The organism is Streptomyces inusitatus (assembly GCF_014651115.1).
GTDB classification, from domain to species: domain Bacteria; phylum Actinomycetota; class Actinomycetes; order Streptomycetales; family Streptomycetaceae; genus Streptomyces; species Streptomyces amakusaensis.
This window is the reverse complement of the sequence record NZ_BMWG01000011.1, coordinates 105,109-124,737: the sequence shown is the minus strand read 5'-3', so window position 1 is coordinate 124,737 and position 19,629 is coordinate 105,109. Positions and strand designations below refer to the sequence as shown.

Here is a 19,629-nt window from a genome sequence, read left to right as displayed (position 1 = left end):
GGGGAGCGGGGCCCAAAAGGGGGGGGGCCCCGCCCGCCGGCCCCCCCCCGCCCCCCCCCCCCCCCCCGGGCCCCGGCGGGCCCGCCCGGCCGCCCCCCCCCCCGGGGGGGGGGGGGGGGGCGACGCCAGTGCGAGAACACTCCCTAGGCCGGCGCGCCGAGCCACGCGGTGGCCACCTCGGCCAGGCCGCCCGGAGCCCTTGCTCCCCGCCCCTGCGCGCTCCAGAGCACATAGCCGTCGGGGCGGATCAGGACCGCCGGGGCCGACATCGCGGAGGCGGATTCCGGTACCACCTCGACCACGGTCAGCCGGTCGGCCCAGGGCGCGGCCAGGGCGGCCTGGTCGGCGGCCTGAGCCGTGTGGATCAGCAGCGGGCGCCCCTTCCACAGCAGGGAGGCGAGACTCACCGACCCCTGAGCGGTCTTCAGCCGGATGTCCGGGGCGAAGGTGCCGGCGAGGGGGTCGCCGGGCGCATTCACGTCGTAGCGGATGTCGGTTCCGCTGATCATTCCGGTGAGGAAATCATTCACCTGCGGCAGATGCATCGTTTCGCGGAACAACTCGCGCAACGAGTCCGTGAGCACCCCCGGGTGCATGAGCGCCACCTGGGCCCGCACGTTGTACAGGACGCGCGCGGCCACGGGGTGCCGCTCGGTGTGGTAGGTGTCGAGCAGACCGGCCGGCGCCCATCCCTTGACCTCGGCCGCCAGCTTCCAGCCCAGGTTGACGGCGTCCTGCAGGCCCGTGTTCAGCCCCTGCCCGCCCATCGGGAAGTGCGCGTGAGCGGCGTCCCCGGCGAGCAGCACGCGACCGCTGCGGTAGCTCTCGGCCTGGAGGGCGGCATCGCTGAACCGCGTGAGATCGTGGGCGTCCGCCATCGGCACCGGGCGGCCCGCGATGCGGTCCATGCTCTCCTGCAACTCCTCGAAGGTCACAGGCGCCTGACGGTCCGGCGCGGGGCCCTGGAAGTCGTATGTGCACACCCGGCTGTGTCCGCTCGGGTTCAGCCAGATCAGGGTCCAGCCGCGCGGCGTGCGCTGCCAGCCCGCGGGGGCGGACCAGGGATCGAGCAGGCGCACCTCCCCCATCAGCGCCGCCACGGTGGCGGGTGTACCGGTGAAGGGGATTCCGGCGGAGCGGCGGACCGCGCTGCGCACCCCGTCGCAGCCGACCACCCACCGTGCGGTGACCTGGCTCCGGGTTCCGTCCGCGCCCTGGAGATCCACGCGGACACGGTCGCCCTCGTCGTGGACGCCGGTGCACTCCTGGCCCCGCACGATTCTCGCGCCCAGTCCGGTGGCCCGCTCGGCGAAGACATGCTCGGCGTACGCCTGGGGGCTGCCGACGATGACGGGGCCCTCCGCGCTCACATCGGCGAGGTCGATGTCGAACATCCCCGCGAAATGAAAGGGGACACTGGTGCGGCCACCGCTCGCCGGCCGCGGCTGCACGGCCTCGCGTAATCCCCGCCGGTGCAGGGTCTCCACGGTACGGGCGTGCAGCGTACCGGCCTTCGACACCCCGGAGGGCTGCGGAAGCCGCTCCACCACCAGGGGCCGGACGCCCTGCAGTGCCAGCTCATGGGCGAGCAGCATCCCGACGGGACCGCCGCCCACGATCACCACGTCACTGGTGACCGGCTCGTCCGCGGAGACGGCGGAACCGTCTGAGCCTTGCTTCACTGTGCTTCCTCACCTTCGTGCCTGAGCGGGTGGGTGCGGGCGAATGGCGTGCCCGCACCCACCTCTGATCGCCGGGCGCCGGCTGGGGGTGGTACCGCACCCGGACGGCTGCGGACCCGCGGGCGAGTCGGGCGCGCCCCGCGAGAACCTCTTTGCTACGTCAATACTAGTACCATCGTAGACCAGGGACGCAAGGGCGAGCCACCCGGCGGCCCCGCCCGGACTCGCCATCGACAGCACTGTCCGCGTATCTTCGTACTGTGGCTACTACGACACTCCGTCATCCGAAGACCGATGAGATCCGACTCGAAGACGTGTTCACGGCCTTGAGCAATCCGATGCGCCTGAAGGTCGTGCGCACGCTCGCCGAGTCCGGCCCGGCTTCGTGCGGAAGCCTGCTCGCGGGCGTCCCCAAGTCCACGCTGACCCATCACTGGCGGGTGCTGCGCGAGGGAGGACTGATCTGGCAGGAGGCCGTGGGGCGCGAATACACCCTGACGCTGCGCAGCGACGATCTGGAGCAGCGCTTTCCCGGACTTCTACCGGCCCTGCTGCGGGCCGCTCGTGTCCCGGCGCCGCTGTGAGCCGGCCTCGGCGGGCGGAACCCTGCGGGCAGGCCTCGGCGGGCCGAAGCCTGAGAGTCGAACCGAGGACGCCCCGGGCTCGGCCGAACCCGGGGCGTCCGCGGTGCCGCGGATGTGTCAGGGCAGACGGACCGACTGGCCGTGCCGGAAGAAGTTGGTCGGGTCCCAGTGCGCCTTGGCCTGCTGGAGGCGGGGGTAGTTACCGCCCCAGTAGAGGTCGTGCCAGGGCGCCCCGGAGGTGTTGTACAGCGGGTCGCTGAGATCGATGTCGCAGTAGTTCACAAAGGTGCCCGAAGTCTGCTGGTCCGAGACCGGCACACCGCCCTTGGAGGCGTACACCTCCCGGTAAAGGCCGCGCAGCCAGGCCAGGTTGGCCGCGTCGTCCTCCGCCTCGGTCCAGTTGGCCTGGTACAGCACCTTGAACACGGAGTCACGGTGCGGCGACGCGGTCGCCCCGGCCGCCACCGCGTTGACCTGCGCCCCGTAGGAGCTGATCACGACCTGCGACAGGGGGTTGTCCAACTGCGTGGACCGCAGGTGGTTGTAGAGAGTGGTTATCTGGGCGGCGGTGTAACCCTTCCGGTGGAAGGCGGACTTGTGGTCGCCGCGCAGCGTGGGGTTGGTCATCACCTGGTTGTCCGTGCCCAGGTAGTGCGTGGCCTTCAGCCAGCTCCAGCGCCGGGGCACGAAGAAGTTCGCGAGCGGCCCGTGGGCGCTCGAATTGGCCGAGGGCTGCAGAGGGGGCAGGGACACCCCCTGGGTTATGTAGTCGAGGAAGTTCTGGAGCACGGTGTCCGCGTTCGGGGTGTCTCCGGTGAGGTGTGTCAGCAGCCCGATCTGCCCGGCGGATTTGTGGTTGAGGATGAGGAAGGAGTTCAGGCCCGGTGTGTCCCCCGGCGCGGAGTGGGCCTCGTGCCAGTTGGTGAAGTTGTTCACCAGCTTGGCGAAGTCCGCCTGCGTCAGATTCGCCCACGACCAGAAGAGGGCGCTGATGAGGACCTCGGCCGGCGGCTTCGGCAGAAGCGCGGCGGGGTTGTTCCCCGTGGCGTTCGGGGAGCGGAACCAGTACCGGGTGACGATTCCGAAGGTTCCGCCGCCACCGCCCGTGTGCGCCCACCACAGGTCGCGAAGGGGGCCGGTGTCGTCGCGGGTGGCGACGACCGCCTTGGCGATCCCCAGGCTGTCCACCGTCACGACCTCGACCGCGTACAGATGGTCCACGATCAGACCGTCACGGCGGCACAGCAGCCCCCAGCCGGCTCCGGCCACGTGCCCGCCCGCGCCCACCGAGTAGCACATGCCGCCGGGGATGGTCACTCCCCAGCCTCTGAACAGACGGTCGTAGACATCGCCGAGATTGGCGCCCGGCTCGACCGCGAACGCGTTCTTGGCCGTGTCGAAGTACACACGGTCCATCTCCGACATGTCGACGATCACCTTGACGGAGGAGTTGTAGACGAACTCCTCGTAGCAGTGGCCGCCGCTGCGGACCGACACCCGCTTGTTCGCCGTCACGGCCTGCTGAACGGCGTTGACGACCTGCTGGGTGGTGGACACCAGGTGGACGCGGTCCGGCGAGGACGTCCAGCGCTGGTTCAGACCGACCGTGAGGTCCGCGAAGCGTGGGTCCCCGGGCTGGATCGTGGTGGCGGCGAAGGGCGCCGTGTCCAGCGTCCTGGTGGACGCGGCCATCGCCGGCTGGGCCAGGCCGAGTGCGGATGCGCCGGCCACTCCGCCCGTGGCGGCGAGGATGGAACGGCGGGTGGGCTGCTTTCCATTGCGTGACATGCGAACTCCCGAATCAGGGGTGGGATCGACCGTGCGCATCTGTGCACCATTCCGGCACCCGGACTACTCCAGGTATTCGTCGCCGAATTCAGGGCCTACCTCATAGCCGTAGGCCACATCCTTGAGGCGCTGTTCCTCCGAGGGCGGCGGCGTGTCGTCGTCCGCCGGGACACCCACGTTCAGGAAGAACCTCTCCTTCCCGCCGGGAACCGTCATGAAGAGCATCTTCGCGGGCTCCGGTGAGACGTTCTTGAAGGCGTGCTCCGTGCCCCTCGGAACGAAGATGAAGCTTCCGGCCGGAGCCTCGTGCTTGCCGTTCTTGTCCCGGAACTCAACCGTTCCTTCCAGGACGTAGAAGGCCTCTTCCTCCCAGTGGTGAACGTGCAGCGGCGGGCCGCCGCCCTCCGGAACAAGCGCCTCGATGATGAAAAGCGACTTTCCGGTGTTGTGTTCGCCGGACTTCACGGTGTACCGGTCGCCGAAAGCCCATCGGCTGGGCCCTTCCCCGGGGGGGACGATGACGACCTCGTTCTTGTTCTGGCCGGCGAAATACTCCATGCTCATCGGTTCTCGCCTCCGTACAGCGCGTCGAGCTCCTTGACATCGGTCTCCGACAGCCGCAGTTCGGCCGCCGCGATGTTCTCCTCCAGGTGGTCCGGGCTGGAGGTACCGGGAATGCAGCAGATGTTCGGGGAGTGCTGAAGCAGCCAGGCGAGGGCCACCTGGTAGGGAGTGGCCTCCAGCCGCTCCGCCACGGCGTGGATCACCTGGGCGTCCAGCGGCACGTGCTGGGGCACCTTCGTGTCCGTCGTCGTGTCCTTCTTGTGCTGGAGGGTGAACGTGCCCAGCGGGAAGAACGGCATGAAGGCGATGCCTGCTTCGGCGCAGGTCCGCACGATGTCCTCGTGGAGGCGGCGCACGACGTTGTACTCGTTCTGCACGGAGACGACCGGGGCGATCTCCCGGGCCTCGGCGAGCTGCCGGGCGGTGACGTTGCTGACTCCGAGGTGCCGGATGAGGCCCTGCTCGCGCAGTTCGGCGAGCACCCCGAACGGTTCGGCGATGGAGTCCTCGGGGCTGAGACCGCCGGCCTCCTCCACGATCCGCAGATTCACCACGTCGAGCTGGTCGCGGCCCAGGCCGCGGAGGTTGTCGTACACGGCCCGGCGCAGCTGCTCCGGCTTCAGGGCCGAGGGCCAGGCCTTGTCCGGGGTGCGGAAGGCGCCCACCTTCGTCACGATGACCAGGTCGTCGTCGTAGGGGTGGAGGGCTTCGCGGATGAGCTCGTTCGCGACGTACGGGCCGTAGTAGTCGCTGGTGTCGATGTGGTTGACGCCCAGTTCGACCGCGCGCCGGATCACCGCCACCGCGCGGGCCCGGTCCTTCGGCGGACCCCAGACCCCGGGGCCGGGAAGCTGCATGGCCCCGAAACCCATCCTGCGGATGGCGAGTTCCCCCGCCAGGGCGAACTCCCCCGCCGCCGCCGCGGGCTCGGTACCGGCGTTCGCTTCGCTGATGGACATGATCTGCTCCTTTGGACGTTCTGTTGTCGGCCTGGGCGGGACAGCGCCTCAGCCGCGGATGACGGTCTTGCTTCGCATCAGGAATTCGCCGAGATAGCCGTCGTGCGGCACACCGCGGTCCATCCAGTGGGTGGCGTGGTCGCCGACGTACACATTGGCGATGGTCCGGTCGGCGACCAGCTCATCGATCAGCCCGTCGACCGGCTCTCCGTCCGACGGCGAGCCCTCCTCGTCGGTCAGCACACCGACCACGAGCGAGTCGCCGAGGACGGCGGCGCCGTCGGCGCGGCTCCAAGGCACCACCCATACACAGGGGAAGGGCAGTTCGGCGGTGTGCCAGCCGCCCTTGAGGTCGGGCGCCTCGAACACCGCGGGACGCAGTACCGCGCCGCCGCCGGCGAGTTCGTCCACGACGCCCATGCCGCCCAGGTGTGCGACGGTCCCCTTGGCGCGCTCCAGCAGATGCCGCTCCAGGGCGCGCGCCCGGTCGAGCGTCTGTACGGGCAGCCCCGCCTTCTCGTCCTCGGCCGGCAGGCTGGGCAGTGCGCCGAGACGCTCGGCCAGCGCACGGGCCACCGGCGCCGGATCGCCCTCGACGAAGACCGCACTCGCGTTGACGCACTTCATGCCGCCGTGGTGCGCGATGGAGTCCACCATCGTGTTCAGCCGCGCCCGCCAGTCCGAACCGGCCGTGACCAGGATCTTCGCCCGACCGGGCCCCTGTACCAGCACATTGGGGTCGCCGGCGTACTTGCGGACGACATCGTCGCCGCCGTACACCAGCGCCAGGTCCGCGCCGGTGAGCAGCTCGCCGGCCACCGCGTGGTCGGTGGGCAGCAGCACCACATGGTCGTCGCCGAACCCGGCCGCGCGCAACGCGGCGACCAGCCGGTGCGGGGTGAACGGCTCCCGGCGGGAGGGCCGGATCGCCACGCGGAAGCCCAGCGCGAGGGCCTCCAGCCACAGCGCGTGCGGGGCCGGGTGGTTGCCCGCCGCGTTGACGGCGAGCACCTCGCCGCGCCGCGTCCACACCGCGCTGCCGGTGCGGGTGCGGGCATCCTGCCAGTCCAGCACGGCCCCGCCGGGCAGCGCACCATACGCCCCGGCCAGGGCGCGGCGCGCCGAGTCGGCGATCTCGTCGGCGGCGGAGCGCACGGCGGGCAGCGGGATTCCGGAGACCCGGGCGACGGTGCGCTCGTACGCGTCGTACGTCAGCCCGTGCACCTCCTCCTCGCGGAAGATCCGGGCCGCGCGGGCGAGGGCGGCCAGACGGCGCTCCCTCGGCAGCGGCTTCGCCTTGTGCAGGGCGGCGAGGGCCCGGCTGACGAAGAGCCTCGGCACCAGGCTGAGTCGGGCGACTTCCGTGCCGGCGGTGTCGGTGACGGTCTCGCGGTTGCGCGCGCGGTACGGGCCCTGGGGGCCCAGCGCGTCCAGCGCGTACGGCTCGGAGGCGGGCATCAGTAGACCCCCTCGATGACCTTCTCGTCGTCGAACTCCCGCACCGGGGCGATGTCCGCGACCGCGTCGCCGACATCGCCCGGCAGGGGACGGATACGGGTGGCGACGTCCCGCTCCACGTTGTTGGGCAGGAACAGGCTCTTGCCGACGTAGTGCATCACGACGCGACCGCGCTCGCCGTACTCGACCGGCCGGCGCTTCTCCAGGTCGACCACGTTGTAGGTCATGTACGGCGAGAACGGGTCGTAGACGCAGGGATCGTCGTCGGTCAGGCCGGGGCGCTCGGTGACATGACCGAGCGTCATGGTGTTGCCGAAGCCGCTGCACAGCACGGCGTCCGGGAACAGCTCGGTGCGGTACAGATTCCGTGTGTCGGGGTCGAGCTGAGTGCCCACCCACATGATGGCCTTGACCTTCTCGCGGACGAGGTCGACGAGTTCGTCACGGCGGCACAGCCGCTCCAGCACGGGCGGCGTCAGCATCAGCACACCGATGTCCTGGGAGCGCAGCGGGTGCTGGAGCTGGTCGATGAGGTGCTCGGTGTACAGGTCGGACTCGGCCTGATCGCCCCGCGCGATGATCTTCTTCACCCATCGCGGGTCCACGTCGACGGAGAACGACAGGCCGCCGCGCTGGGCCACAAGCTGCTGGAAGGAGGCGCCGACCATGTGAGGCCCGGACGGAATCGCCAGCAGCCAGTTCACATCGCGTGGCACGCCGTGCGCGTCCAACTGGGCGTTGCTGTGGGCCAGCAGCATGTCCAGCCACTCCTGGAGCATGATGACGCGCTTGGGCGCGCCGGTGGTGCCGCCGCTGTCGAAGACGCCGACGATGCTGGGGCGATCGCCGTAGCCACGCGGGATCAGGTCCTCGGCGCGCACGTCCCGCAGCTCGTTGGCGAAGTTCGGGAAGAGCTTCAGATCGTCGAAGGAGCGGACGTCCTCGATGGGGTCGAAGTCCAGCCGGCCGAGGCGGTCGAGCCAGAACGGCGCGCCGGTCTCTTTCGAGAAGTGCCAGCGGATCGCGGCGCGGAGGAATTCCTCGGGGTCGGGTGTGGTGCCGTAGGGCAATTCGAGAAGGGGATCTGCAGCAGACATTGGAGAGCTTCCTTTCGGCCAGGTCCGGCGGGGGCCTGTCGCGGCCCCGGGTTCAGTCGGCCTACGGCGCCTTGACGAGTTGGTCGAGGATTTCGTCGGCCCAGTCGTCCGTGTAGGAACGGAAGTGGGGAAATCCGCCGTCGTACGGGTCGCCCGTCCATACGAAGTCGGCACCGGGGTTGTGCACATCGGTGCCAGACGCGGTGAAGAGGTGCGGGCTGCCCTGCACCCGGGGGCCACGTGCCACGGCGAAGTCACGATGGATCGCCGCACGGGCCGTTCCCAGCGCCAGGGCCTCGGCCAGCGCCGCCTCGTCCACGAGCGGGCACGCCGCGGCGACGGCGAGGATCTCGGAGGTGACGCTGATGCAGCGGCCCTGCCCGTAGAAGGCGTGGCGCAGCGCGGTGTCCAGCTGATCGCTCGCGGGCAGCCCGCCGACGGCCGGCGCCTTCGCGGCCTGGACGGCTTCCAGCGCGGGCATCGTCGTCACCGGATAGCGCCAGTCCGAGCCGGGCCACAGGCGCCAGCCCAGTGTGGGCACCAGAGCACCGATCGCCACCGTCTCGGCGTCGATGATCGGCTTGGGTGTGGATTCGGAGTTGAACAGTTCCAGGGGGAAGGCCCTGTGGTCGACCAGGAGTTCCTGGCCTCGTTCGGCGGCGGCGCTGTGCAGTGTGGCCAGCGCCAGCGTCGCCCACGGGCAGCCGATGTCCGACCAGACGGTCACGACGGCCTCGTCGGTCGCATGGAGCGCGGCGGTGTCGGCCTGGACGGTCATGGCGGGAACGCTCCTGCTGGTCGGCGTGACGTGAATTCGTCGAACGGCCAGCATTCTGGTCACAGAGGCGGCCGCCCCCGCATCGCGCGGTCGCGGACTCTGTCACCCTGCGCAGACTTCGTCAGAAGCGCTCGGGCAACGTGACGAAGTAGGCCGTCACCCGTCGACACCCGATCGGGATCTGGTGGATCATGACGGACCCACTCGGGAAGAACTGGCCACGCTTTCAGGTTCCAGCGGTCGCCGCAACGCCGCGACTCGGCCAGACTCCGCCGGTCCTGTGGTCCTCGCATCGCGGTCGCCCGAGAGCCGGGGCGCTTCCGCCCTCATGGTCATGATCGGCGAACGGCCCGCGAAAGGCGAATGCCTCGCCGCGGCGTGTCTCCCCGGCTTCCCCAGGGGCGGGGTCGTTCTCCTCCGCCGCGCCGACGGCCCGGATGCCTTTGGCACCGCTCGTGGCGCGTGGCCCGCACCGGGCTGGATTCGATGGCGACCCGGCCGGCCCGGCGGCCCCGTGCTGCCGGTGTCCGGTGGCCGAAACCGCGAGCCATGACGGCGGCGGAAGACTCCCAGAACGGCAGAAGAGCGGATGTCTCAGCCGTACTCTTTCGCCAGACGCTCAGCCGCCCCGCACTCACGCCAAGTTGACGGACTACGCGCTTCGCGACGGACTGAGCACCATCGCGACAGAGTACGCGCCGGTACGTTGCCCCTCGAAGGCCCCGCTTCAACAGTGGTGTCCACCCGCCGAACCCGAACGCGAGCCGCTGGAGGACCGCGTCGGGACACCCCGCGACCGCGGCCCCACCGGGCGGAAACCTTGTCGGCGCGCACATGCACCCGTACTCGCTTCACGCACGGCCACGCCCGCCATCGGCCGGAACTGTTCCGGCATGCCCAGCCGACGGAATTCGACGGAATTCGATGACCGACTTTGAGTCCTGCTCTCCGCACGCCGGACGCCCGGACCCGCGGGGCGATTCCGCACCCCACCACCCGATTCATGCGACTCACACGACTCATAAGGGAGTTGACATTATGAAAGGAACGCTCGCCCTGGTCACCGGGGCTGCCGGCGGTATAGGAGAGGCAGTCGTCCGACTGCTGGCCGAGCGCGGAGCGCAGGTGGCCGCCGTCGACCTGGACGCCGAACGGATCGCCGACACGGCCGCGAGACTGCGCGCGGACGGCCTCGACGCGACCGGCTTCGCCGCCGACGTCACGTCGAGTTCCGCAGTGGAGCGGCTCGTCGACGACGTCGAGAACCGACTCGGCCCGGTGCGGCACCTGGTGAACGCCGCCGGCGTGCTGCGTCTCGGCCAGGCGCGCACCCTGTCCGACCAGGATTGGAACGCCACCTTCGCGGTGAACACCACCGGCGTGTTCCATGTGTCACGGGCCGTCGCCAACCGCATGGCCCCGCGCCGAGCAGGCGCGATCGTCACCGTCGCGTCGAACGCCGCGGGCACCGCGCGCGCGGAGATGGCGGCCTACGCGGCGTCGAAGGCCGCCGCGATCGCGTTCACCAAGTGCCTGGGCCTTGAGGTGGCGCACCTGGGCATCCGGTGCAACGTGGTGGCCCCCGGCTCCACCGACACCCCGATGCTGCGCGGTATGCACACCGCCGACACCGCCGCCAAGGCATCGATCACCGGCAACCCGGAGCAGTACCGGGTCGGCATCCCGCTGGGCAAGGTCGCCACTCCCGAGGACATCGCCCGCGCCACCGCCTTCCTCCTGTCGAAGGACGCCGGGCACATCACGATGCACGAACTGACCGTGGACGGCGGAGCCACCCTCGGCGTCTGAGCATCCGCCGTCGGCCGGTGCGCACAGTACCCAGACAAAACACTTTTGATGGGATTTGAAAGAATATGGCAGATATAATCATCGCCGGGGGCGGTATCGGCGGGCTCGCCACGGCGCTTTCCCTGGTCCGGCTGGGACACCGCGCGACGGTGCTGGAGCGCAGCGGAACCTTCGCCGAAATCGGCGCCGGCATCCAGCTCGGCCCCAACGCCTTCCGCGCCCTGGACCGCCTCGGCGTCGGCGAGAGCGTGCGCGAACGCGCGGTGTTCATCGACGAGCTGCGCTTCATGGACGGCACCACCGGCGAGAAGGTCGCCGCCATGGAGCTGACCGGCGCCTACCGCGAGCGATTCGGCAACCCCTACGCGGTGGTGCACCGCGGGGATCTGTACCAGCCGCTGCTCACCGCCTGCCAGGAGCTGGACGGCGTCGAACTCTTCGCCGACGCCTCGGTGGGAAGTTATGAGCAGGACGCCGACGGCGTCACCGTACGGACCGTCGACGGACGGACCTTCCGCGGTGCGGCGCTGATCGGCGCGGACGGCATCCGCTCCACCGTGCGCGCGGCGATGCTCGGCGACGGCGAACCCCGGGTGTCGGGCCATACGATCTATCGTTCGGTGATCCCGATCGAGAAGGTGCCGGAGGAACTGCGCTGGAACACGGTCACCCTGTGGGCCGGCCCCCAGTGGCATTTCGTGCACTACATCATCGGCGGCGGCAAGTACCTCAACCTCGCGGTCACCCGCGACGACGGCGCGACCGTGCCCGTGACCGGGCGGGAGACCGCACGCGCACATGTCCTCGCCCAGTTCCCCGGCATCGGACCCACCGCCCGCCGCCTGCTCGAACTCGGCGAGGGGTGGCGCGAGTGGGTGCTGTGCGACCGCGACCCGGTCCGGACCTGGACCGACCGACGCGTCGTCCTGGTCGGCGACGCCGCCCACCCGATGCTCCAGTACGCGGCCCAGGGTGCCTGCCAGGCGCTGGAGGACGCCGTGGTCCTCGGCGATCTGCTGGACGGCATGGACGCGGACGACGTCGTGCAGCACCTGGAGAAGTTCAACGCCGTACGCCGCGAACGAACGGGACGCACTCAGCTGATCGCCCGGTACATGGGCAGCGAGCTGTACCACCCGGCGGGCGAGAAGGCCAAGGCGCGCAACGCCATGCTCTCCGCACTGACACAGCGCGAGATGCACGACAAGGTGTCCTGGCTTCACGGCGACCATCACTTCACCGACAGCGGAGCCGAAGGCGCCGCGACCTCGGCGGAGCCGCCGAGCGCGCGGCGGTGAAGCCGATCGCGGCCGGCATCGCGGCCCGGCCCCGCCGTGGCACACGGTCCTGCCTCGACAGCCTGCGCATCCTCCGAGATCACCGGTGGCCGGGGTGACCGCACCCCACTCCGCCCCCTGATCCACGGTTGTCCCGGCACCGTCCGTCCCGGCGGCGCGACGCGCCGTGCACGGTCGCACCAGGGGGCGCGGACACGCGCAGTTCACATATGCCTACGACATGTGATCGGCAGCTCGTCGAGTCGTGAAATCAGGTGCCCGGAACACCTCATGAGACCACGGCCGTCCCAGCCATGGTGTACAGGCACCCCCGACAGTGGCGCCCCACACGGCTGGAGCTTCGTGAATACTTTCGTCCTCGGGACAGACCACTCGGCCGACACACTGACAGTGCCTCACCAGCTCGACGCGCCCTTCGACGCCGATGTGTACGACGACATCGTCGCCGAGCTGTGCACCGTCCTGCTCTCCCTGCTGAGCCGGAGGGACCGCCGGTTGCGCGCGGAGCAGTACCTGCGCGGTCTGCTGGCGACGCCGGGGCGCAAGTCGATCCGCAACATCGCGGCCCATCTCGGCGGACCGGCCGTGGAGCAGAGCCTGCAGCACTTCATCTCCAGCTCGGTCTGGGACTGGCGGCCCCTGCGCATGGCCCTGGCCGACTACCTCGAACAGACCGCGACACCGCAGGCGTGGGTGATACGGCCGATCCACATACCCAAGGCGGGCAAGCACTCGGTGGGCGTGGACCAGCACTTCGCGCCCCATCTGGGTCAGGTCTTCCACGGCCAGCAGGCGCTCGGGGTCTGGCTCGCCTCCACCGAACTGAGCGCGCCCGTCAACTGGAGGATGATCCTTCCGGAACCGTGGATCAATGACCCGGAGCGGCGTGAGCAGGCCGAAGTACCCGAAGGGCTCAGGGCGGAGAGCGCGGAGGAGTGCGCCGTGTCGGCCGTCGTGCAGATGGCGCAGGGGTGGAACATTCCCCGGCGACCGGTCCTTCTCGACCTGCGGCGCGACAGGATCTCCACCGCGACCGGCCGGCTGACCGCGGGCGGTGTGCACTTCGTCGCCCGGGTCAGCCCCTCGTGCCGGATGGCCGTCGCCGACCCGGCGCTGCCCGGCTACCGGGCCGGTTCGCTGGCCGTTCAGCGGATACTCGAACTCATCAAGGGCATGCGGGTCCCCGTCGCCTGGCGGGACGCCGCGCACGGGAACACCATGCGCACGACCATGGCCGCGACCGTGCCCGTCACACTGCCGGGCCCGGCCGGGACCAGGTCCCGCCGTCTGCTCCTGCTGGGCGAGTGGACCAGCCCGGCACAGCCCCCCTCCCAGCTGTGGGTCACCGACATGACGCATCTGTCGGTCGGGGCGCTGCTGCGCATCGCCAAGCTGAACGGCCGGGTGGAGGAGGACTTCGCGCGCATCGGCGACCGAGCCGGGTTACGGGACTTCGTGGGGCGCTCCTTCCGAGGCTGGCACCGCCATATGACAATGGCCTCCATGGCACACACGGCGATCGCCCTGGGGGCCGCGGCGTAAGCCCGGCCGGACGGGCCGGGGCCGGGGCCGGGGCCGGGAGCCTCCCGCGGCCGTCGAAGCGGATCCGGAGGCGACGCCGTTGGCTCTAGAGGAAGGGCGTCCCCGGGTCGAGCCCCGACAGCACCCTGCCGTACAGCTCCAGGTTGGTGGCGGGATTGACGTACGAGTGCAGGCTCAGGGCGTTCAGGTCCCGCACGATCCGCTGGATCGGCACCTCCCGGTGCAGGGACGAGGCGCCCGAGGCCGACCCGATCAGATCGCCGGCCTCCTTGCACAGCCGCGCCAGATACCCGCACTGCGCCCTGATCCGGGCCCGCTCCTCCGTCGTGTACGGCTCCCCGCCGGCCGTCTTGGACTCGATCGACTCCACCAGGTCGGCGGCGAGCAGTTCCGCGGCGGACACCTTCATCTCGGCCTCGGCGAACTGGAGATGCGTCACCGGGGCCTCGGACTGGCGCTCGTAGAAGGTGTACGTGATCCCCCTCCGCCGGACCCGCTCCCCGAACTCCGTGAGAGCCGCCCGCCCGAGACCGAGGGCGTTCGCGCCCGTCCAGGCGCTGAACAGCAGCAGCAACGGCATCCCGTAGAAGGCGTCGTCCCTGTTCCGCAGCGACGGGAACTCACCCGCCAGCAGCGGCCCCACCGGCAGAACCCGATGGGCGGGCACAAAAACCTTCTCGGCGACGACGGTATTGCTGCCGCTCCCCGCCAGACCCGTGACCTCCCAGTCGTCCAGCACTTCGAGATCGGCCAGGGGAATCGCCAGCCACAGCATCTCCGGCGGGCCCTGCTCCGTGTCGGCCAGCGCCGTCAGCAGATGCCAGTCCGCGTCCTGGCAGCCGGTCGCGAAGGGGGATTTCCCGCTCACCGCATAACCGCCGTCCACCGGAACGGCTTTCGAGCCCGGAACGAGAGTGCCCCCGACCCGTACATCAGGGCTGGTGAAGATCTCGTCCTGAGCCTCGTCCGGGAACAGCGCCGCGATGAACGCGGACCCCGCCTGGATCAACGCCATGTACCCGGCCGACCCGCACGCGGCGGACACCTCGCTCAGCACCTCGATCTGGGTCCGCAGCGAGGTCTGATACCCCCCGTGACGCCGGGGAACATTCATACGGTGGACCCCGGCCCCCGAGAGGGCCTCGACCACCTCTCCCGTCACCCGCCGTCGCCGCTCCGCCTCCGCGGAGTGCGAGCGGATCAGCGGATGAAGCCCGCGTACCCGTTCGACGAGGTCGGCGTCCGAACGAGGTGCTGACGAACCGGCCAAGGGTCGACCTCCGGTCTCGGGCCACAGGGGAACCCTCACCGTGACGCCGATCCCGGCGGCTGTCAATGACGCCCCGGGGCGCCGCGACCGCTCCTCCTCCGCCCTGTCGTACCCCTCCATCAGCCGATCGGCTGATGCTCCTTCGAGCGCGAAGGCCGATGTCCGCCCCTGCTCCGCGGCGGCAGGCTCATCCGCATGGCAATCATCGAAGTCAGAGGCCTGCGCAAGGCATACGGGGAGAAGAGGGCCGTCGACGGCCTGTCCTTCGACGTCCAGGAGGGAGAGATCTTCGGGATACTCGGCCCGAACGGCGCCGGGAAGACCACCACAGTCGAGTGCGTGGAGGGACTGCGGCGGCCCGACGGCGGCAGCGTCCGCGTCGCCGGGTACGACCCCGTCGCCGACCGGGACGCCGTCACTCGCGTCCTGGGCGCTCAGCTCCAGGAGAGCGAGCTACAGCCCAAGATCACCGTCCGTGAGGCGCTCGAACTGTACGCGGCCTGCTATCCGAACCCCGCCGACTGGCGGGCCCTGGCCGAGCGCCTCGGGCTCGCCGACAAGCTCCGTACCCGGTTCGCGAAGCTCTCCGGCGGGCAGAAGCAGCGGCTGTCCATCGCCCTCGCGCTGGTCGGCAACCCCGGCATCGTCGTACTGGACGAGCTGACCACCGGTCTCGACCCGCGCGCGCGGCGGGAGACCTGGCGGCTCATCCAGGACATTCGCGACAGTGGTGTCACGGTGCTGCTGGTGACACACTTCATGGAGGAGGCGCAGCGTCTGTGCGACCGGGCGGCCCTGATCGACAAGGGCCGGATCATCGCGCTGGACACCCCGTCCGGGCTGATCGGACGCACCGCGGGCGGCACGGCGATCTCCTTCGTCCCTTCGGCCCCGCTGGAGACGCGGCTGCTGGCCGACCTGCCCTCGGTGACGTCGGTGAGGCACGAGGACGGCCGGATCGTGGTCAACGGCACGGACGAGACCGTGCACGCCGTGCTCTCGCTGCTCGCCGGGCTGGGTCTCTCCGCCCACCAGCTCCGCGTCACCGAGGCCACTTTGGACGACGCCTACCTCGACCTGACGACGGGACCGGACGCATGAGCACTCCCCTCCACCGCCGCACGACGGCCGTCAAGGGCAGCGGCGTCGCCGTCCTCAAGGCCGAGGCTCGTCTGATCCTGCGCGAGCCCGCCTCCCTGTTCTGGGTGCTGGCCTTCCCCACGATCCTGCTGTGCATCCTGGGGGCCATACCGTCCAACCGGGAGCAGGAGGCCGACCTGGGCGGTCTGCGCGTCGTGGATCTCTATGTCCCCGTCGCGATCCTGATCGCCGTGCTCATGGCCGGGCTCCAGGCCCTGCCGCCCGTGCTCACCGGCTACCGCGAGCGCGGCATCCTGCGCCGTATGTCCAGCACCCCTGTGCGGGCCGGCTCCCTCGTCGGCGCGCAGATCGCCCTGCACGGCACCGCCATCGCGGTCTCCGCGCTGCTCGCCCTCGCCGTGGGCCGGATCGTGTTCGACGTGGCCCTGCCCCGCCAGCTCTTCGGATATCTGGTGGCGCTCGCTCTCGTCACCCTGGCCGCCCTGGGACTCGGCGCCGCCGTCTCCGCCGTCTGCCGCACCACCAAGATCACCCAGGCGGTAGGCTCGGCGGTGTTCTTCCCGGCGATGTTCGCCTCCGGGGTCTGGCTGCCGGTCGCGTCCATGCCCGACATCCTCCAGCGCGTCGTGACCCTCACCCCGCTGGGCGCCGCCGCGCGGGCCCTCGACCAGGCCGCCGCGGGACAGTGGCCGGGCTGGACGCATCTGGGGGTCACGGCGCTGTGGGCGGTGCTGCTGATCGCCGCGGCCCGCCGCTGGTTCAGGTGGGAGTAGCTCGATCCATGACGATGACGGTCGAGGAGCGCTGGGCCCAGTTCTTCCGGTACGGCCCGTACGCCCTGCTGGGCCTCGCCACACTCCTCGGAGCCGTGGCCGCCCCCCTGTTGATGACCCGGCGGGAGATGTACGCCGCGGGGGCCCTGCTTCTCGCCGCGCTGGCCGTGCAGGCGTGGTGGTCGCGGGCCGTGCCCCGGCTGCTCGCGGCGGCACCGGCCGAGCCCGCCGGCGACGGCGGGCGGCGGGAGGCCGGCGCTCCCGTGCTGCCCGAGGGGACCACCGCGGGCCGCGTCCACTTCACGCTGCGCACCGCCCTCGCCTTCGCCCTGACCTGGCTCAATCCCTTCTTCGCGATCTACGCGTGCCTCAGCTGCTTCGACGCCGTGCAGCTGCTGCCGCCGCGCGCCGTCCGGGCCGGGCTGATGGTCACCGCCGTCGCCCTGGCGGGCGCCCAGTCCGGCGGTCTGCCGCCGGACTCACCGGCGCAGTGGATCGTCTTCGGCACGATGTTCGTCTTCAACGCGGGCCTCGCCCTCGGCCTGGACCACCTCGGCGCCAAGGAGACGGAGAAGGCCGAGGAGCGGGCCGGGACCATCGCCGCCCTGGAGAAGGCCCTCGCCGAGAACGCCGCTCTCCACGCCCAGCTCGTCCTCCAGGCGCGGGAGGCCGGCGTCGCCGACGAGCGCCGCCGGCTCGCCGCCGAGATCCACGACACCATCGCCCAGGGCCTGACCGGCGTCATCGCCCAGCTCCAGGTGGTCTCCTCCACCGCCGATCCGGACCTGGCCCAGGAGCATCTGGGCCGGGCCCAGGCGCTGGCCCGCCGCTCCCTGGGCGAGGCCCGGCGCTCCGTACAGAACCTCTCTCCGGCCGCCCTGGAGCACGACACGCTCTCCCGGGCGCTGGAGAAGACCGTCGGCGAGTGGTCCGAGCACACCGGCGTCACCGCCCGGTTCACCGTCACCGGCACCGAGGAGCCCCTGCACGGCGAGGTCGCCGCCACCCTTCTGCGCATCGCCCAGGAGGCCCTCGCCAACACCGCCCGCCACGCCCGCGCCGAACGCGCGGGCGTCACCCTCTCCTACATGGACGACGAGGTCACCCTGGACATACGCGACGACGGACGCGGCTTCGATCCCCTCGCCGCGGTACCGCGCACCGGCAGCGGCGGCTTCGGCCTCGACGGGATGCGCGCCCGCGCCGAACGCATCGCCGGCGCCCTCGCCGTCGAGTCCGAACCCGGTCAGGGCACCGCGATCAGCGCCCGCGTACCGTTGGTGCGCCATGACTGACCGGATCATCACCCTGCTCATCGTCGACGACCACCCCGTCGTCCGGGACGGCCTGCGCGGCATGTTCGCCTCCGATCCCGGCTTCGACGTCCTCGGCGAGGCCGCGGGCGGCGTCGAGGCGGTGGAACTCGCCCAGCGCCTCGACCCCGACGTCGTCCTCATGGACTTGCGCATGCCCGCCGGCGGCGGAGTCCAGGCGATCGCCGAACTCGCCCGGCGCGGCACCCGCGCCAAGGTCCTCGTCCTCACCACGTACGACACGGACTCCGACACCATCCCCGCGATCGAGGCCGGCGCCACCGGCTACCTCCTCAAGGACGCCCCCCGCGGCGAACTCTTCACCGCGGTCCGCGCCGCCGCCGAGGGACGCACCGTCCTGTCGCCCGCCATCGCCTCCCGCCTCGTCAGCGCCGTCAGAAACCCCGCCGTCCCCGCGGCAAAGGTCCTCTCGGCCCGCGAGCGCGAGGTGCTCGAACTGGTCGCCAGGGGCACCTCGAACCGCGAGATCGCCCGGGAACTCTTCATCAGCGAGGCGACGGTCAAGACCCATCTCACCCACTTGTACGGCAAGCTGGGAGTCAAGGACCGGGCCGCGGCAGTGGCCGTGGCGTACGACCGCGGCATTCTCGGGTGAGCCGCGGAAGGCCGCGCGCCGGGCCTGATGCCGCCACCACAGGCGGCATCACGCATCAGGCATCACGCATCACGCACGGCAGCAGCGTCACGATCGGAGCTTGTCCGCGAACACCCAGCGGTTGCCCTCCAGCGCGTCGTTCCGCTCGGGCAGCGGGCCGCGGCCGTGGCGGCGGGTGAATTCGAAGGGGGTGTGGACCGAGGTGGACCAGCCCTTGCCCGCCAGATCGCCCTGGGAGTCGGGGCGGGGGTCTCTGTCGAACAGCTGGAGCAGATCGATGCCGATCTGCTGTGTCGTCGACGTGTAGATCGGACTGTCGCGGTACACCATCAGGTCCTTCTCCAGCTTGACCTCGAACGCCAGGGCGCTCCCTCCCGTGCTCAAACGGTCCACCGTGTCGATGAGGTACGTCTCGGCGGCGGGGGGCAGGTAGAACAGCAGCCCCTCCGCCAGCCAGACGCTCGGTGCGGCCGGGTCGAAGCCGGCGTCGGCCAGCGCTCCGGCCCAGTCGTCGCGCAGATCGACCGGGACGGGTACGCGCGCCGCCGTCGGGGTGGCCGACACCGCGTCGAGCACCTTGTGTTTGAAGGCGAGGACGCCCTCTCTGTCGATCTCGAAGATCACGCAGCCGGAGGGCCAGTCGAGCCGGAACGCCCGTGCGTCCAGACCCGCTCCGAGCAGGACCACTTGGCGGGCTTCTCCCGTACGCACCGACCGGAGGAGGAAGTCGTCGAAAACCCTCGTACGGAGACCGAAGTACCGCGCGAATCGCCCCCACAGCGGGTTCGCGTCGCCGTCCGGGGCCTGTCGCGGGCGGACCGGCCAGCCGGCGGAGGCGGGCGCGCCGCGGACAAAGTGCTCCGCGTAGACGTCCTGTGCCAGGGCGTCGTGTCGGTGGGTCTCGATCGCCCGTGCCGCGGCGACCATGAGAGCGGTCAGGCCGACGCCTCCTTCCATGCCTTCCACACCGGTGCTCTCGGGCATTGTGCCGACCACA

The 19,629-nt window shown here is 70.7% G+C and carries 17 protein-coding genes; 8 read left to right on the top strand and 9 right to left on the bottom strand.

Features of this window, described 5'->3' with window-relative positions; genetic code table 11:
• Nucleotides 1-143: 143 nt before the first annotated feature.
• Nucleotides 144-1,682 (bottom strand): FAD-dependent monooxygenase, encoded by a 1,539-nt coding sequence (locus tag IE247_RS18540; RefSeq protein WP_229869205.1) that lies wholly within the window; start codon nt 1,680-1,682, stop codon nt 144-146.
• Nucleotides 1,683-1,942: 260 nt separating this feature from the next.
• Between IE247_RS18540 and IE247_RS18535 the strand changes: the two genes are divergently transcribed.
• A complete protein-coding gene (locus IE247_RS18535; RefSeq protein ID WP_190124270.1) occupies nt 1,943-2,266 on the top strand; it encodes an ArsR/SmtB family transcription factor in 324 nt (107 codons plus the stop codon).
• A 117-nt stretch (nt 2,267-2,383) separates the two neighbouring features.
• Here the strand turns inward: IE247_RS18535 and IE247_RS18530 are convergent, their stop codons facing one another.
• From IE247_RS18530 to IE247_RS18505, 6 genes are all read right to left on the bottom strand, one after another.
• Complete coding sequence (locus IE247_RS18530; RefSeq protein ID WP_190124269.1) at nt 2,384-4,054, bottom strand: FAD-binding oxidoreductase; 1,671 nt, start codon at nt 4,052-4,054, stop codon at nt 2,384-2,386.
• Between the two features lie 63 nt (nt 4,055-4,117).
• Nucleotides 4,118-4,618, bottom strand: a complete 501-nt coding sequence (locus tag IE247_RS18525; protein WP_190124268.1) for a cupin domain-containing protein — start codon at nt 4,616-4,618, stop codon at nt 4,118-4,120.
• The gene (locus IE247_RS18520) at nt 4,615-5,577 is read right to left on the bottom strand and encodes an oxidoreductase (RefSeq protein WP_190124267.1); all 963 of its coding nucleotides are present in this window, start codon (nt 5,575-5,577) and stop codon (nt 4,615-4,617) included. Before IE247_RS18520 ends, IE247_RS18525 begins: the two co-directional genes overlap by 4 nt.
• 48 nt (nt 5,578-5,625) lie before the next feature.
• Nucleotides 5,626-7,035: an aldehyde dehydrogenase family protein gene (locus IE247_RS18515; protein ID WP_190124266.1), complete on the bottom strand. Its 1,410-nt coding sequence runs from the start codon at nt 7,033-7,035 to the stop codon at nt 5,626-5,628.
• Complete coding sequence (locus IE247_RS18510; protein WP_190124265.1) at nt 7,035-8,132, bottom strand: acyl-CoA synthetase family protein; 1,098 nt, start codon at nt 8,130-8,132, stop codon at nt 7,035-7,037. Before IE247_RS18510 ends, IE247_RS18515 begins: the two co-directional genes overlap by 1 nt.
• A 61-nt stretch (nt 8,133-8,193) precedes the next feature.
• Entirely contained in the window at nt 8,194-8,910 is a 717-nt protein-coding gene (locus tag IE247_RS18505; RefSeq protein WP_190124264.1) for a DsbA family oxidoreductase, read from the bottom strand.
• Between the two features lie 1,038 nt (nt 8,911-9,948).
• Between IE247_RS18505 and IE247_RS18500 the strand changes: the two genes are divergently transcribed.
• The 3 genes from IE247_RS18500 to IE247_RS18490 all read left to right on the top strand — a co-directional run bounded on the left by IE247_RS18500 (nt 9,949) and on the right by IE247_RS18490 (nt 13,559).
• Nucleotides 9,949-10,719, top strand: a complete 771-nt coding sequence (locus tag IE247_RS18500; RefSeq protein WP_190124263.1) for a 2,3-dihydro-2,3-dihydroxybenzoate dehydrogenase — start codon at nt 9,949-9,951, stop codon at nt 10,717-10,719.
• 65 nt (nt 10,720-10,784) lie between these two features.
• Nucleotides 10,785-12,017: a 3-hydroxybenzoate 6-monooxygenase gene (locus tag IE247_RS18495; protein ID WP_190124262.1), complete on the top strand. Its 1,233-nt coding sequence runs from the start codon at nt 10,785-10,787 to the stop codon at nt 12,015-12,017.
• A gap of 390 nt (nt 12,018-12,407) precedes the next feature.
• Nucleotides 12,408-13,559, top strand: coding sequence for an IS701 family transposase (locus tag IE247_RS18490; protein WP_229869204.1), 1,152 nt, complete (start codon nt 12,408-12,410; stop codon nt 13,557-13,559).
• Nucleotides 13,560-13,644: 85 nt separating this feature from the next.
• On the opposite strand, the gene IE247_RS18485 is transcribed toward IE247_RS18490, so the two are convergent.
• Nucleotides 13,645-14,829: an acyl-CoA dehydrogenase family protein gene (locus tag IE247_RS18485; protein WP_229869203.1), complete on the bottom strand. Its 1,185-nt coding sequence runs from the start codon at nt 14,827-14,829 to the stop codon at nt 13,645-13,647.
• Nucleotides 14,830-15,024: 195 nt separating this feature from the next.
• Between IE247_RS18485 and IE247_RS18480 the strand changes: the two genes are divergently transcribed.
• Genes IE247_RS18480 through IE247_RS18465 form a run of 4 tightly spaced genes read left to right on the top strand, consistent with a single transcriptional unit; the run spans nt 15,025 to nt 18,632 of the window.
• Nucleotides 15,025-15,930, top strand: a complete 906-nt coding sequence (locus IE247_RS18480; protein ID WP_190124259.1) for an ABC transporter ATP-binding protein — start codon at nt 15,025-15,027, stop codon at nt 15,928-15,930.
• A complete protein-coding gene (locus IE247_RS18475; protein WP_190124258.1) occupies nt 15,927-16,703 on the top strand; it encodes an ABC transporter permease in 777 nt (258 codons plus the stop codon). The genes IE247_RS18480 and IE247_RS18475 overlap by 4 nt, the downstream gene beginning before the upstream one ends.
• 8 nt (nt 16,704-16,711) lie before the next feature.
• Nucleotides 16,712-17,998, top strand: a complete 1,287-nt coding sequence (locus IE247_RS18470) for a sensor histidine kinase (protein WP_190124257.1) — start codon at nt 16,712-16,714, stop codon at nt 17,996-17,998.
• Nucleotides 17,991-18,632: a response regulator gene (locus IE247_RS18465; RefSeq protein ID WP_190124256.1), complete on the top strand. Its 642-nt coding sequence runs from the start codon at nt 17,991-17,993 to the stop codon at nt 18,630-18,632. The genes IE247_RS18470 and IE247_RS18465 overlap by 8 nt, the downstream gene beginning before the upstream one ends.
• A gap of 87 nt (nt 18,633-18,719) precedes the next feature.
• On the opposite strand, the gene IE247_RS18460 is transcribed toward IE247_RS18465, so the two are convergent.
• Entirely contained in the window at nt 18,720-19,616 is an 897-nt protein-coding gene (locus tag IE247_RS18460; RefSeq protein WP_190124255.1) for a class I SAM-dependent methyltransferase, read from the bottom strand.
• Between the last annotated feature and the right edge of the window lie 13 nt (nt 19,617-19,629).

Excerpts from the sequence above, each read along its gene's own strand:
- IE247_RS18515 (WP_190124266.1), bottom strand. The coding sequence starts at position 7,035 with ATGCCCGCCTCCGAGCCGTACGCGCTGGACGCGCTGGGCCCCCAGGGC.
- IE247_RS18480 (WP_190124259.1), top strand. The coding sequence starts at position 15,025 with ATGGCAATCATCGAAGTCAGAGGCCTGCGCAAGGCATACGGGGAGAAG.
- IE247_RS18465 (WP_190124256.1), top strand. The coding sequence starts at position 17,991 with ATGACTGACCGGATCATCACCCTGCTCATCGTCGACGACCACCCCGTC.
- IE247_RS18520 (WP_190124267.1), bottom strand. The coding sequence starts at position 5,577 with ATGTCCATCAGCGAAGCGAACGCCGGTACCGAGCCCGCGGCGGCGGCG.
- IE247_RS18470 (WP_190124257.1), top strand. The coding sequence starts at position 16,712 with ATGACGATGACGGTCGAGGAGCGCTGGGCCCAGTTCTTCCGGTACGGC.
- IE247_RS18510 (WP_190124265.1), bottom strand. The coding sequence starts at position 8,132 with ATGTCTGCTGCAGATCCCCTTCTCGAATTGCCCTACGGCACCACACCC.
- IE247_RS18530 (WP_190124269.1), bottom strand. The coding sequence starts at position 4,054 with ATGTCACGCAATGGAAAGCAGCCCACCCGCCGTTCCATCCTCGCCGCC.
- IE247_RS18460 (WP_190124255.1), bottom strand. The coding sequence starts at position 19,616 with ATGCCCGAGAGCACCGGTGTGGAAGGCATGGAAGGAGGCGTCGGCCTG.
- IE247_RS18500 (WP_190124263.1), top strand. The coding sequence starts at position 9,949 with ATGAAAGGAACGCTCGCCCTGGTCACCGGGGCTGCCGGCGGTATAGGA.
- IE247_RS18495 (WP_190124262.1), top strand. The coding sequence starts at position 10,785 with ATGGCAGATATAATCATCGCCGGGGGCGGTATCGGCGGGCTCGCCACG.
- IE247_RS18505 (WP_190124264.1), bottom strand. The coding sequence starts at position 8,910 with ATGACCGTCCAGGCCGACACCGCCGCGCTCCATGCGACCGACGAGGCC.
- IE247_RS18525 (WP_190124268.1), bottom strand. The coding sequence starts at position 4,618 with ATGAGCATGGAGTATTTCGCCGGCCAGAACAAGAACGAGGTCGTCATC.
- IE247_RS18475 (WP_190124258.1), top strand. The coding sequence starts at position 15,927 with ATGAGCACTCCCCTCCACCGCCGCACGACGGCCGTCAAGGGCAGCGGC.